Genomic DNA, 12,885 nt, shown 5'->3' with positions numbered 1-12,885 from the left:
TCAGTCGAATCCCAGCAGGTCGAAGATGTCGCGGTCCTTCAGCGGCTCCGCCTCCAGCGCGTCGGTGCCCTTCCACAGCTGCTCGGCAAGGCGGATGTATTCCGCCTGCACGGCCTCCATCTCGGGCGTGGATTCCATCTCGAACAGCGTCGCCTTCTTCAGCCGCGACCGGCGGATGGCGTCGAGGTCGGGGAAATGCGCCAGCGTGCGCATGCCCGTCGCCTTGTTGAACTTCTCGATCTGGTCGGTGGAGGCGGAGCGATTGGCGATCACGCCGCCCAGCCGCACCGGGTAGTTCTTCGACTTCGCCTTGATGGCCGCGACGATGCGGTTCATCGCGAAGATGCTGTCGAAGTCGTTCGCCGCGACGACCAGGCCGCGATCGGCATGCAGCAGCGGGGAGGCGAAGCCGCCGCAGACCACGTCGCCGAGCACGTCGAAGATCACGACGTCGGTCTCGTCCAGCAGGTGATGCTCCTTCAGCAGCTTCACCGTCTGGCCCACGACATAGCCGCCGCAGCCCGTGCCGGCGGGCGGGCCGCCGGCCTCGACGCAGAGCACGCCGTTGTAGCCCTCGAAGACGAAGTCCTCGGTGCGCAGCTCCTCGGAATGGAACTCCACCGTCTCCAGCACGTCGATCACCGTCGGGATCAGCCGCTTGGTGAGCGTGAAGGTGCTGTCGTGCTTCGGGTCGCAGCCTATCTGCAGCACGCGCCGCCCGATCTTGGAAAAGGCGACGGCAAGGTTGGACGACGTCGTGGACTTGCCAATGCCGCCCTTGCCGTAGACGGCGAAGACCTTCGCCGTGCCGATGCCGGCGGGCTCATCCATATGGACCTGCACGCTGCCTTCCCCGTCGCCGCGGCGGCGGGCCATGCCGAAGGCAGGTGGCGGGTTCATCACGACGGTCATGCAGGAACCCCTTCGGCGATGCCTTCGATGCGGTCTTCGAGTTCCTCGCCCGCGCGCCGCAGCGCATCGAGCGTCTCCTCGCTCGGCTGCCAGTAGCGGCGCTCATGCGCCTCCAGCAGCCGGTTCGCGATGCGCGCGGATGCCGTCGGGTTCAGCGCGGCGAGCCGCCGGCGCATCTCCTCGTCCAGCATGTAGGTCTGCGCGAGATGCTGGTAGACCCAGGGCGCGACCTGGCCCGTGGTGGCCGACCAGCCGAGCGTGTTGGTCACCTGCGCCTCGATCGTGCGCACGCCCTCATGCCCGTGCTGCAGCAGCGGCTCGAACCACTTCGGATTGAGCGCGCGGGTGCGGGTCTCCAGCGCCACCTGCTCGGCGACGGTGCGCACCTTGCCCTCGCCGCGCGTCTGGTCGCCGACATAGACCGCGGCATCCTGGCCGCGGGCCATGCGCACGGCGCGGCTGATGCCGCCGAGCGTGTCGAAGTAGTGGTCGACCGTGGTGATGCCGAGTTCGACGGAGTCGAGGTTCTGGTAGGTCACCTCGACCGTGCCGAGCACCTGGCCGAGCACCTTGTCCTGGCGCACCGGCCGCCCGTTCACGCCATAGGCGAAGCCCTTGCGGCGCATCCAGGCGCCGCCGAGCTCGTCTTCCTCCTGCCAGCCGCCCTGTTCCAGCATCAGGTTGACGTTGGCGCCATAGGCGCCGTCGGCATTGCCGAAGACCCGAAGCGCCGCCTGTTCCATCGTCACGCCATGCGCGGCCTGGGCGGCCAGCGCGTGCTTGCGGACGAAGTTCATCTCGGCGGGCTCGTCCGCCTCGGCGGCCATCAGCGCGGCTTCGGCCAGCAGCTTCGTCTGCATCGGCAGCAGGTCGCGGAAGATGCCCGAGAGCGTGACCATCACATCGACCCGCGGCCGGCCGAGCCGTTCCAGCGGCACCAGCTGCGCACCCGCGAGCCGGCCGTAGGAGTCGTGCCGCGGCTCGGCGCCCATGAGCCACAGCGCCTGGGCGATCGGCCCGCCCTCGGTCTTCAGGTTGTCGGTGCCCCAGAGCACGATCGCCACCGTCTCCGGCAGCGCGCCGCTGTCGGCGCGATGGCGCTCGAGCAGCCGTTCCGCCTGCTGCGCCCCGTCCTGCACCGCGAAGGCGGAGGGGATGCGGAAAGGGTCGAAGCCGTGCAGGTTGCGCCCGGTCGGCAGGATGTCCGTGTTGCGCAGCAGGTCGCCGCCAGGCGCGGGGCGCGTGAAGCCGCCATCCAGCGCGTGCAGGATCGCCGGCGTCTCGTGGTCGACCGCCATCAGCGCATCGAGATGCGCCCGCCGCGCCGGGTCGGTGACGCCCGCGGCATCCAGCATCTGCGCCCGCGCCTCGGGGCCCGGGGGCTCGCCGATGATGTGCAGGCCCTGCGGGATCAGGGAGTATTCCAGCTCGAGCAGCGCATCCCCCAGGCGCGCGATCTCGCCCGCCGGGTCGGCCCAGACCGGTTCGGCCTGCGCGAGATCCACCTGGGACGCCTGCGCCTGGATCAGCCCGGCCAGCACGGCGCGCTGCCCATGGTCCGCATCCGGCGCCATGGTCCGCCAGCGGTCGAGCGAGGCCTTCAGGTCGAGCAACCCGCGATACAGCCCCGCATGGGCCACCGGCGGGGTGAGGTAGGAGATCAGCGTCGCCGCCGCGCGCCGCTTGGCGAGCGAGCCTTCCGACGGGTTGTTCGACGCGTAGAGGTTCACGTTCGGCAGGTCGGCGATCAGCCGGTCCGGCCAGCAGGCGCCGGACATGCCGGTCTGCTTGCCGGGCATGAATTCCAGCGCGCCGTGCATGCCGTAGTGCAGCACCGCATGGGCGCCGAAATCCTCCCGCAGGTAGCGGTAGAAGGCGGTGAAGGCGTGCGTCGGCGCGAAGTCCCGCTCGAACAGCAGGCGCATCGGGTCGCCTTCCCAGCCGAAGGCCGGCTGCACGCCGATGAAGACGTTCCCCAGCCGCAGGCCATAGACGAGGATGGCGCTGCCATCGGACTGCACGCGGCCGGGTGCCGGGCCCCACACCGCCTCGATGTCCTTGAGGTAGGGCTCGCGCCGCACATGGTCGTCGGCCGGGATGCGGGCGGCGACGTTGCAGGGCGCGCCGTGCCGCGCGGCGTTGCCTTCCAGCACCAGGTGGCGCAGCGCCTCGACGCTGTCGGGCACGTCCACCGTGTAGCCGCCGGCCTTCATCGCCTTGAGCGTGCGGAACAGCGATTCGAACACCGAGAGATAGGCGGCGGTGCCCGTCGCGCCGGCATTGGGCGGGAAGTTGAACAGCACGACCGCGACCCGCTTGTCCGCCCGCGCGGTGCGCCGCAGCGCCACCAGCTTCGCGGTCCGCGCGGCAAGCATCTCCGCCCTTTCGCGGTGCGGCTGCATCTCCCCGCCGCAGGACACGCCGTCGCAGCCCGGGCATGGCGTGCCGGTGCCCTTCGCGCCGCAGCGGCCGCCGAAGGTGATCGGGGCGATCGCGCCGTCCAGTTCCGGGATCGCGACCATCATGGTCGCCTCGACCGGCGTCAGGCCGCGCGCATCGCCCTGCCACTGCGCGATGGTCTGGAATTCCAGCGGATGCGCGGCGAGGTAGGGCACGTCGAGCCGCGCCAGCATCTCCTCCGCCGCATGGGCGTCGTTGTAGGCGGGCCCGCCCACCAGCGAGAAACCCGTCAGCGACACGACGGCATCGACCGTCGCGCGCCCGTCGCGCATGAAGTACTGCTCGATCGCCGGGCGCTGGTCGAGCCCCGAGGCGAAGGCGGGCACCACCGTCAGGCCGCGCGCTTCCATCGCCGCGACCACGCCGTCGTAATGCGCGGCATTGTCGGCCAGCAGGTAAGACCGCATGACAAGCAGCCCGACCGTCCCGGCCCTGCCCTCGCGCGGCAGCGCATCCGCCCGCTCGACGATCCGGCCCTTAGCGCGCGGGTGATAGAGCCCGACATCCGGATACTGCACCGGGGCCGCGACCTTCAGGCTGCCCGCCAGCGCCGCCCGCGGGCCCGCCGCGTAGCGGTTCACCAGCAGGCGGATCATGTTGCCGAGGTTCTCCTCGGTGCCCGCCAGCCAGTATTGCAGGCCGAGGAAATAGGCGCGCACATCCTGGGCCGTGCCGGGGATGAAGCGCAGCAGCTTGGGCAGTTCGCGCAGCATGCGCATCTGCCCCTTGCCGGAGGAGGCGCTGCCCTTCCCCTTCGATCCGCGCAGCCGCTTGAGCAGCCCCATGATGCCGCGCGCCTCGGCCGACATGTCGAAGCGGCCCAGGCGCGTGAGCTTCACCACCTCCCCCGCCGAGAGGCAGCAGAGCATCGCGTCGCAATCCTGCCGCCGCGCCTGCAGCGCGGGCAGCACGGCGCGGATGTGCTCGTCGAGGAACAGCATCGTCGCGACGATGATATCCGCCTGCGCGATGTCCGCCTTGCAGGCGGCAAGCGCGACCTCGTCGGTCGCCCATTCCTCCGCCGCGTGGACCACGAAGCGCAGGCCCGGCAGGTCGCGCGACAGCCCCGCCGCCGCGCGGTCCGCCGCGCGTGCCAGGTGGCTGTCCATCGTGACGAGCACGACTCGCAGCGGCGTCACCTCAGCGGGAGAAATGCGCTTTGGCATCGTAGAGCGTCTCGAGGGTGATGGTGGCGAGGCCACGTTCGGCGGCGAACTTCTCGGTATTCCGGCGCGCCTTCCCGCGCACGAAGAACGGGATCTTCTTCAACTCGCTCTCGGCCTCGGCCGCCCAGGTGGCGGGGCCGGACGCGACCGGCTCGGGCGGCGCCTCGGCCTTCGGGCCATGGCCCAGATGCGACGGCGCGGCGCCGTCGGAGAACTCGAAATCCTCGCGGAACATGCCGAGCAGGTGTTCCTCGAGCCCCATCATCAGCGGATGGACCCAGGTGTCGAACAGGACGTTCGCGCCCTCGAACCCCATCTGCGGCGAGTGCCGCGCGGGGAAGTCCTGCACATGGACCGGCGCGGAGATGACGGCGCAGGGAATGCCCAGCCGCTTGGCGATGTGGCGCTCCATCTGCGTGCCCAGCACCAGCTCGGGACGCAGCGTGGCGATCGCCTCCTCCACCTTCAGGTAGTCGTCGGTGATCAGCGCCTCGATGCCGTGCGCCTTCGCCGCCTCCCGCACCTCGCGGGCGAATTCGCGCGAATAGGTGCCCAGGCCGACGACGGCGAAGCCGAGTTCCTCCGCCGCGACCCGCGCCGCGGCGATGGCATGCGTCGCGTCGCCGAAGATGAAGACGCGCTTGCCGGTCAGGTAGGTGCTGTCGACCGAGCGCGAGTACCAGGGCAGGCGGCAGGCTTCCTCGACCCGCCCGGCATCGACGCCGGCAAGGGTCGCGACCTCCCGCAGGAAGTCGCGCGTCGTGCCGACGCCGATCGGCACGATGCGCGTCATCGGCATGCCGAACTGGCGCTGGAGGAAGGCGGCCGCGACGCCGGCCGTCTCGGGGTAGAGCACCACGTTGAAGTCGGCCTCGGTCAGCCGGGCGAGATCCGCGGGCGTCGCCCCTTCGGGCGCGACGACGTTCACCTCGACGCCGAGCAGCGCGAGCAGCCGCTTGACCTCGATGATGTCGTCGCGATGACGGAAGCCGAGCGCCGTGGGACCAAGGATGTTCGCCCGCGGCGCTGTCCCTTCCGCCCGTGCGGCGCGCGGCTGCGCGAAGGCGCGCACCAGGCGGTAGAAGGTCTCGGCCGCGCCCCAGTTCTCCTTCTTCTGGTACGAAGGGAGCTCGAGCGGCACGACCGGCACCGGCAGGCCCAGCGTGCGGGCCAGCCCGCCCGGATCGTCCTGGATCAGCTCCGCGGTGCAGGAGGCGCCGACCAGCATCGCCTGCGGCGCGAATCGCGCATAGGCGTCGCGCGCGGCCTCCATGAACAGCTCGGCCGTATCCCCGCCGAGGTCGCGCGCCTGGAAGGTGGTGTAGGTGACGGGCGGGCGCGCGGCGCGCCGCTCGATCATCGTGAACAGAAGGTCCGCATAGGTGTCGCCCTGCGGGGCATGCAGCACGTAGTGCACGCCCTTCATCGCGGTCGCGATGCGCATGGCCCCGACATGCGGCGGTCCCTCATAGGTCCAGACCGCGAGTTCCATGGCGCTACACCATCAACCTGGCGCGGCGCGCGAGCGGCCGTGCAAAGAGTTCCGCAAGGTCGCCCGCTTGCTCGTAGCCCTGGATGGGCGTGAAGACGAGCTCGATCGCCCATTTCGTCGTCATGCCCTCGGCCTCGAGCGGATTGGCGAGGCCGAGCCCGCACACCGTCACGTCCGGCTTCGCCGCGCGGCAGCGGTCGAGCTGGCGGTCGACATGCTGGCCTTCGGAGAGCGTCACGCCCGCCGGCAGCATCGCGAGTTCCTCCGCCAGGTGCTGGCGATGCAGGTAGGGCGTGCCGACCTCGGTCAGGCGCATGCCGCATTCGCGGGAGAGGAAGCGCGCGAGCGGCACTTCCAGCTGCGAGTCGGGGAAGAAGAAGACGGATCGGCCGTCGAGCGCCTCGCGCCGCGGCGCGAGCGCCGCCTTGGCGCGGGCGATGCCGGGCGCGGTCACGGCGTCGAACTTCGCGGCATCGACGCCCCAGGCATCCGCCGCGGCGCGCAGCCAGGCGGTCGTGCCCTCGGCGCCGAGCGGAAAGGGTGCAGCGAGTCGCGTCGCCCCGCGGCCTTCGAGCAGCCGCGCGGTCTCGCCAAGGAAAGGCTGGGCCAGGAGGTAGCGCGTCCCCTCGCCCACCGGCGGCAGTTCGGCAGCACGGCGGGAAGGCAGGAAACGCACCGGCCCGACACCAAGTGCGGCGAAGAGGCGCAGGAACTGGTCCTCCACCACCTCGGCCAGCGCGCCGACGACGAGCAGGGACCGCGCGCGCCCGGGCTCGGCCGGCATCTCGGGCACCAGCGCGGCGAGGCAGGCATCCTCGCCCTGGGTGAAGGTCGTCTCGATGCCGCTGCCGGAGTAGTTCAGCACGCGCACGGAGGGCGAGAAGCGCTTGGACAGCCGCTGCGCCGCGCGGGAGAGGTCGAGCTTGATGACCTCCGAGGGGCAGGAGCCGACGAGGAAGAGCATGCGGATGTCGGGCCGCCGCTCGATCAGCCGCGTGACCACGCGGTCGAGTTCCTCGTTCGCGTCGGCCATGCCGGCCAGGTCGCGCTCATCGATGATGGCGGTGGCGAAGCGGGGCTCGGCGAAGATCATCACGCCGGCGGCCGATTGCAGCAGATGCGCGCAGGTCCGGCTGCCGACGACGAGGAAGAAGGCGTCCTGGATCTTGCGGTGCAGCCAGACGATCCCGGTCAGGCCGCAGAACACCTCGCGCTGGCCGCGCTCGCGCAGCACGGGCAGGTCGCCGCAGCCGGCCGCGCCGCCCGCCGGGGCGGAGACGGCCGGGCTCGCGGCAGCGGCGCTCATCCTGCCGCTCCCTGCGCCGGGTGGCCGCGGTCGTTCCAGCCCGCCTCGTCGCGCCGGGCGGCGCGGAGCTTCAGGAGGAACTGCGCGGCGTTGAAGACGTAGGCGGCGTAGGCGGCCAGCGCGAGCATCATCTGCGCCCGCCCGTCGCCGATGCCGGCCCAGATCACGTACAGGTAGGCCGTGTGCAGGGCGAGGACGAGCATGCTGAACACGTCCTCCCAGAAGAAGGCGCGGGCGAAGAGCCAGCGGCCGAACACCTCCTTCTCCCAGATCGAGCCCGTGACCATGATCGCGTAGAGCACGACCGTCTTGATCACGACCGACCAGGTGGCGACCTCCAGCCCTTCCCCCGTGAGGAGGAAGCGGGTCACCAGCGCCAGGCTGACGAGGAAGACGGCGAACTGGAACGGCGCGAGGACGCCCTGGACCATCGTCCAGGGGGAGACGTCGCGGCGGCGCCTTTCCTCCGGCGTGTACAGGGTGCGCGCCGCGCCATGCGCCCGGCGCGAGCGTCCGCTGGAAGCCCCCCAGGGGGAGCAGTCCAGCGCGTCCAGCAGACGTGAGCTGCGCTTAGAGGTTTGCATTGCTTGACTTCCCCAAGGCCGAGGCGTCGGCTGTTTCCGTGGGCCGGACCAACCGGCTCATTGGCATCCAGCCCTGGGAGAGGAACCGGAGCCTTGCGTGTCGTGTCCGACAGCCCGTCATTCCGCCCTCCCTCGGCGTTTCGAAGCGTGATGGAGGCTAGAAGTCAGTCGCCACGAGTGTCAAGCGAGATTGACGTATTGGGCGCTTGACATTCGGCGGCGCAAGGAATGAAGTCCGAGGGCGGGAGAGGACCATGGTCGTGAAGCCGATGACGGGTCACGAGCGCAGCGCCGAGGCTGAAGCGAGCGGACCGGACGCCGAGGGCGTCGGCCCTTCGACGGACGCGCCTGCCCGCGTGGCGCCGCGCTCCATCCAGGGGCGCCGGCGCAACCGCATCACCATCCTCGCCCGCACGCTCGAGAGCGACATCATCCCGCGCCTGCTGCTCGCCCATCGGGACATCGCCCCGGCGGCCTATATCGACGGGCCGGCGATCTCGGCGCCCGGGCCGGCCGAGATCGAGACCCTGGTGGGACTCGCCTCGCGCGCCGACCTGCAGGGCGCGATCTCCTACCTCGAGGGGCTGCGCGGCCGCGGGATGCAACTCGATCGGCTCTATCTCGACCTTCTCGCCCCCGCCGCGCGCCGCCTCGGCGTGATGTGGGAGGAGGATCTCTGCGACTTCACGACGGTGACGATCGGCCTGTCCTGCCTGCACCAAGTGGTGCGCGAGTACAGCCCGGCCTTCACCGTCCGCGGCCCGCGGGCCGAGCCCGACCGCCGCGTCCTGCTCGCCCCCGCGCCGGGGGAACAGCACAGCTTCGGCATCCTCGTCGTCGAGCAGTTCTTCCGCGGCGCGGGCTGGGACGTCTGGTCGGGCGCGGGTTCAGAACGGGCCGAGATCCTCGAGGCCGTGCACCGCGTCTGGTTCGGCATCGCCGGATTCTCGCTTGCCTGCGAGGACCATCTCAGCGCGCTCGCGCTCCTCATCCGCGACGTCCGCCGCGCCTCCCGCAACACGGGACTCGGCGTGCTCGTCGGTGGCCCCATCTTCATCGACCGCCCGGACCTCGTGGCCCTCGTCGGCGCCGACGCGACGGCCGCGGATGGCCGGCAGGCGACCCTGCAGGCGGAAACCATGCTGGCCCTTCTCGGAAGGACCGTCTGACGCCGGCGGAGGCTGGCCAGGATTCGCAAGTACATGAATCGAAACACAATTTGGTCTTGCCTCGTCATTGACGGGGCATCCCATCGAAGACAGACGGAGGCATACGGAAGTCCAAGGTGGAGCATCCGGTGAAGTCGTTCAGCACGCCACGCAAGACCGTCGGGGATTTGGACGCGGATGCCGCGGCCGCGCTCATCAGCGCAGCCGCGGACGTCGCGCTCATCCTCGACGACAAGGGCGTGATCCGCGACGTGGCCTTCAGCAATGAGGAGCTCGCCCGGGAATTCGCGGCCCATGGCAGCTGGCTCGGCCAGCCATGGCTCGAGACCGTCGCCCGGGACAGCCGCCCGAAGGTCGAGGAACTCTCGCGCGGCGAGGGCGCCAAGGGTGGGCGCTGGCGTCACGTGAACCAGGTCTCGGCCGAAGGCGCCTCGATCCCGATTCTCTACACCACCGCGCCGATCGGGAAGGCCGGGCGCATCGTCGTCTTCGGACGCGACCTCCGCCCCGTCTCGCGGCTCCAGCAGCGGCTGGTCGAGGTTCAGCAATCGATGGAGCGCGACTATTCGCGACTCCGCCAGGCCGAGACGCGCTACCGCCTGCTGTTCCAGATGTCGCCCGACCCGGTGATGGTGCTGGACGGCACGACGCAGCGCGTGACGGAAGCCAACCCCGCCGCGATGCGCCTGTTCGGCAAGGACCAGCGCCGTTCCGTCGGCCGCCCGGTCGCCGAGGCCTTCGCCGGCGAATCGCGCGCCGCCGTCCAGGCGCTGCTCGCCTCGGTCCGCGCCGCGGGCCGCGGCGACGACGTCCGCGCGCGGCTCGCCGAGGATGGCAGCGAGGTCACCGTCTCGGCCTCCACCTTCCGCCAGGAAGGCGCGCTGCTGTTCCTGCTGCGCATCAGCGCCCCCGATTCGGGCGCCGTCGCGCTGCCGCCGGCCAAGTCGAAGCTTCTCAAGCTGGTCGAGCAGGTGCCCGATGCCTTCGTCGTCACCGGGCCGGACGGCCGGGTGCTGACCGCCAACGCCGCCTTCATCGAGATGATCGAGGCGCCGGGCGAGGACCAGGTGCGCGGGGAACCGCTCGACCGCTGGCTCGGCGTGCAGGATGTCGAGGCAGAGGTGCTGTTCAGCCACCTGCGCAACCGCGGCTCCGTGCGACTCTACACCTCCACCCTGCGCGGGGAGCATGGCCTGCGGACCGAGGTCGAGATCTCCGCCGTCACCGTCATGAACGGCGGCAAGGCCTGCTTCGGCTTCGCCATGCGCGACGTCGGCGCGCGCATCCGCCCCGCCCAGGGCGCGGGCTTCCGCCCCACCCGGTCGGTCGAGCAGCTGACCGAACTGATCGGCCGCGTCCCGCTGAAGGACCTGGTGCGGGAAGCGACGGATGCGATCGAGCGCCTGTGCATCGAGGCCGCGCTCGAACTCTCGGGCGACAACCGCGCCTCGGCCGCCGAGATGCTCGGGCTCTCGCGCCAGAGCCTCTATGTGAAGCTGCGGCGCTACGGGCTCGGCGATCTCGGCGCGGAGCCGGGTGAGGCCGGATAGGATGCGACATGTCCGGCCAGGCTGACATCTCCGCCCCGCCTGGCCGGGCGGCCCGCACGCGCCCTGCCCCGGCCGTCGTGCTGGAACTGCTCAAGCCGATCACATGGTTCCCGCCGATGTGGGCGTTCATGTGCGGGGCCGTGTCCTCCGGCGCGCCGCTGCTGGAACGCTGGTACCTCGTGCTGGCCGGCATCCTGCTCGCGGGCCCGCTGGTCTGCGGCATGAGCCAGGCGGTGAACGACTGGTTCGACCGCCATGTGGACGCGATCAACGAGCCGCACAGGCCGATCCCCTCGGGCCGCATGCCCGGGCGCTGGGGGCTGTATGTCGCGGTGTGCTGGACCGGCGTGTCGCTCGCCTGGGGGGGCATGCTCGGCCTGTGGGGCTTCCTCGCGACGCTGCTCGGCGTGGCGCTGGCCTGGGCCTATTCGGCGCCGCCGCTGCGGCTCAAGGCGAATGGCTGGTGGGGCAACCTCGCCTGCGGCCTCGCCTATGAAAGCCTGCCCTGGATCACCGCGGCCGCCGTGCTGTCCGCCGCCGCGCCCAGCGCCGAGGTGCTGGTCATCGCGACGCTCTACGGCCTCGGCGCGCATGGCATCATGACGCTCAACGACTTCAAGGCGATCGAGGGCGACCGGCGGATCGGCATCCGCTCCCTGCCCGTCCAGCTCGGCCCCGAGCGCGCCGCGCGCGTCGCCTGCTGGTTCATGGCGGTGCCGCAGGCCGTCGTCGTGGTCCTGCTGCTGGCGATGGGCGCGCCGGTCCATGCCGCGCTGGTCGCGCTGCTGCTGGCCGGCCAGGGCTGGGCCATGGCGCGGATGCTGACCGATCCGAAGAAGCTCGCCCCCTGGTACAACGGCACGGGCGTGCTGCAATTCGTCCTGGGGATGCTGACCTGCGGCTTCGCGCTGCGGGCGGGGGCGGGGTTCTGATGCGCGCCCCGCTCGGCTGGCCCGGAATCCTGCGGCTCGGTCTCGTGCAGACGGCGCTCGGCGCCATCGTGGTGCTGACGACCTCGGCGCTGAACCGCGTCATGGTCGTCGAACTCGCCCTGCCCGCCACGCTGCCCGGCCTGCTGGTGGGAATCCACTACGCGCTGCAGATGCTGCGCCCGCGCTGGGGCTACGGGTCGGACATGGGCGGGCGGCGCACGCCCTGGATCCTGGGCGGCATGGCGGTCCTCGCCCTGGGCGGCGTGCTGGCCGCCGCGGCGACGGCGCTGATGGGCAGCGCCTTCTGGCCGGGCGTCACGCTCGCCGTGCTGGCCTTCCTGATGATCGGCCTGGGCGTCGGCGCGGCCGGCACCTCGCTGCTGGTGCTGCTCGCGGCACGGGTGGACGAGAAGCGCCGCGCGGCGGCGGCCTCGATCGTCTGGATCATGATGATCGCCGGCTTCATCCTGACGACGGCGATCGGCGGGCGGCTGCTCGACCCCTATTCGCCCGAGCGCCTGGTCGCGGTCTCGGCCGGCGTCTCGCTCATCGCCATGGTGGTCGCGACCATTGGCGTGCTGGGGATCGAAGGACCCTCCCCCGCCCGCGACACCGCCGCGCCCGCCGCGAAGGCGCCCTTCCGCCGCGCCATCGCGGATGTCTGGGCGGAACCGGAAGCACGGCGCTTCACCCTTTTCATCTTCCTCTCCATGCTCGCCTACAGCGCGCAGGACCTGATCCTCGAACCCTTCGCCGGCAGCGTCTTCGGCCGCTCGCTGGGGGAGAGCACGCAACTCTCCTCCCTGCAGAACGGCGGCACGCTGGCGGGGATGGTGCTGGTCGCGGTCGTCGGCAGCGCCTTCGGCGGGCGCTACGCGCATACGCTGAAGGGCTGGACGATCGGCGGCTGCCTGTTCGCCGCGGCGACGATGCTGCTGCTCGCGACCAGCCCCCTGATGGGCGACGCCTTCCCGCTGGCCACCGTCTTCTTCGCGCTGGGCGTCGGCAACGGCACCTTCGCCGCGGCCGCCATCGCCTCGATGATGAAGATGGTGGGCGAAGGCCAGGAAAAGCGCGAGGGCACCCGCATGGGCATGTGGGGCGCGGCGCAGGCCGTCGCCTTCGGCATCGGCGGGCTCGCCGGCGCTGCGGCGGTCGATGTCGCGCGCATCGCCCTCGGTGCGCCGCATGTCGCCTACGCCGTCGTCTTCATCGTCGATGCGCTGATCTTCGTCGTCGCGGCGATGCTCGCCGCGCGGATCGGCGGCGCGCGCCGCAGCCGCGGCTACGGGCCGATGGTGCCCGCCGAATGAG

General features: G+C 71.2%; 9 protein-coding genes. 4 read left to right on the top strand and 5 right to left on the bottom strand.

Annotated elements, in window-relative coordinates; genetic code table 11:
- The 5 genes from bchL to bchF are packed head-to-tail and all read right to left on the bottom strand — an operon-like array spanning position 1 to position 7,920.
- On the bottom strand, positions 1–912 hold the full coding sequence (bchL, locus tag J5Y09_RS05370) for a ferredoxin:protochlorophyllide reductase (ATP-dependent) iron-sulfur ATP-binding protein (protein ID WP_432761231.1): 912 nt from the start codon (positions 910–912) through the stop codon (positions 1–3).
- Positions 909–4,511: a magnesium chelatase subunit H gene (locus tag J5Y09_RS05365; protein ID WP_432761230.1), complete on the bottom strand. Its 3,603-nt coding sequence runs from the start codon at positions 4,509–4,511 to the stop codon at positions 909–911. Before J5Y09_RS05365 ends, bchL begins: the two co-directional genes overlap by 4 nt.
- A 1-nt stretch (position 4,512) precedes the next feature.
- Positions 4,513–6,030, bottom strand: a complete 1,518-nt coding sequence (bchB, locus tag J5Y09_RS05360) for a ferredoxin:protochlorophyllide reductase (ATP-dependent) subunit B (RefSeq protein WP_209350716.1) — start codon at positions 6,028–6,030, stop codon at positions 4,513–4,515.
- Positions 6,031–6,034: 4 nt separating this feature from the next.
- The gene (locus J5Y09_RS05355; RefSeq protein ID WP_209350715.1) at positions 6,035–7,336 is read right to left on the bottom strand and encodes a ferredoxin:protochlorophyllide reductase (ATP-dependent) subunit N; all 1,302 of its coding nucleotides are present in this window, start codon (positions 7,334–7,336) and stop codon (positions 6,035–6,037) included.
- Positions 7,333–7,920 carry a 2-vinyl bacteriochlorophyllide hydratase gene (bchF, locus tag J5Y09_RS05350; RefSeq protein WP_209350714.1) on the bottom strand — a complete coding sequence of 196 codons (588 nt, stop codon included), beginning with the start codon at positions 7,918–7,920 and terminating at the stop codon, positions 7,333–7,335. Before bchF ends, J5Y09_RS05355 begins: the two co-directional genes overlap by 4 nt.
- Before the next feature lie 254 nt (positions 7,921–8,174).
- Between bchF and J5Y09_RS05345 the strand changes: the two genes are divergently transcribed.
- From J5Y09_RS05345 to J5Y09_RS05330, 4 genes are all read left to right on the top strand, one after another.
- Complete coding sequence (locus J5Y09_RS05345) at positions 8,175–9,089, top strand: cobalamin B12-binding domain-containing protein (protein WP_209350713.1); 915 nt, start codon at positions 8,175–8,177, stop codon at positions 9,087–9,089.
- A 116-nt stretch (positions 9,090–9,205) separates the two neighbouring features.
- Positions 9,206–10,639, top strand: a complete 1,434-nt coding sequence (gene ppsR / locus J5Y09_RS05340; protein ID WP_342451412.1) for a transcriptional regulator PpsR — start codon at positions 9,206–9,208, stop codon at positions 10,637–10,639.
- Between the two features lie 8 nt (positions 10,640–10,647).
- Positions 10,648–11,571, top strand: coding sequence for a chlorophyll synthase ChlG (gene chlG, locus J5Y09_RS05335; RefSeq protein WP_209350712.1), 924 nt, complete (start codon positions 10,648–10,650; stop codon positions 11,569–11,571).
- Complete coding sequence (locus J5Y09_RS05330; RefSeq protein ID WP_209350711.1) at positions 11,571–12,884, top strand: BCD family MFS transporter; 1,314 nt, start codon at positions 11,571–11,573, stop codon at positions 12,882–12,884. Before chlG ends, J5Y09_RS05330 begins: the two co-directional genes overlap by 1 nt.
- The last annotated feature ends 1 nt before the right edge of the window (position 12,885 follow it).

The organism is Roseomonas nitratireducens (assembly GCF_017813355.1).
Classification (GTDB): Bacteria; Pseudomonadota; Alphaproteobacteria; order Acetobacterales; family Acetobacteraceae; genus Neoroseomonas; species Neoroseomonas nitratireducens.
Note: the sequence above shows the minus strand (reverse complement) of the source record. Positions and strands in the feature narration are given on the sequence as shown.

Bases quoted from the DNA above. Each gene is read 5' to 3' on its own strand.
- bchF (WP_209350714.1), bottom strand. From the start codon at position 7,920: ATGCAAACCTCTAAGCGCAGCTCACGTCTGCTGGACGCGCTGGACTGC.
- J5Y09_RS05355 (WP_209350715.1), bottom strand. From the start codon at position 7,336: ATGAGCGCCGCTGCCGCGAGCCCGGCCGTCTCCGCCCCGGCGGGCGGC.
- bchL (WP_432761231.1), bottom strand. From the start codon at position 912: ATGACCGTCGTGATGAACCCGCCACCTGCCTTCGGCATGGCCCGCCGC.
- J5Y09_RS05330 (WP_209350711.1), top strand. From the start codon at position 11,571: ATGCGCGCCCCGCTCGGCTGGCCCGGAATCCTGCGGCTCGGTCTCGTG.
- chlG (WP_209350712.1), top strand. From the start codon at position 10,648: ATGTCCGGCCAGGCTGACATCTCCGCCCCGCCTGGCCGGGCGGCCCGC.
- J5Y09_RS05345 (WP_209350713.1), top strand. From the start codon at position 8,175: ATGGTCGTGAAGCCGATGACGGGTCACGAGCGCAGCGCCGAGGCTGAA.
- bchB (WP_209350716.1), bottom strand. From the start codon at position 6,030: ATGGAACTCGCGGTCTGGACCTATGAGGGACCGCCGCATGTCGGGGCC.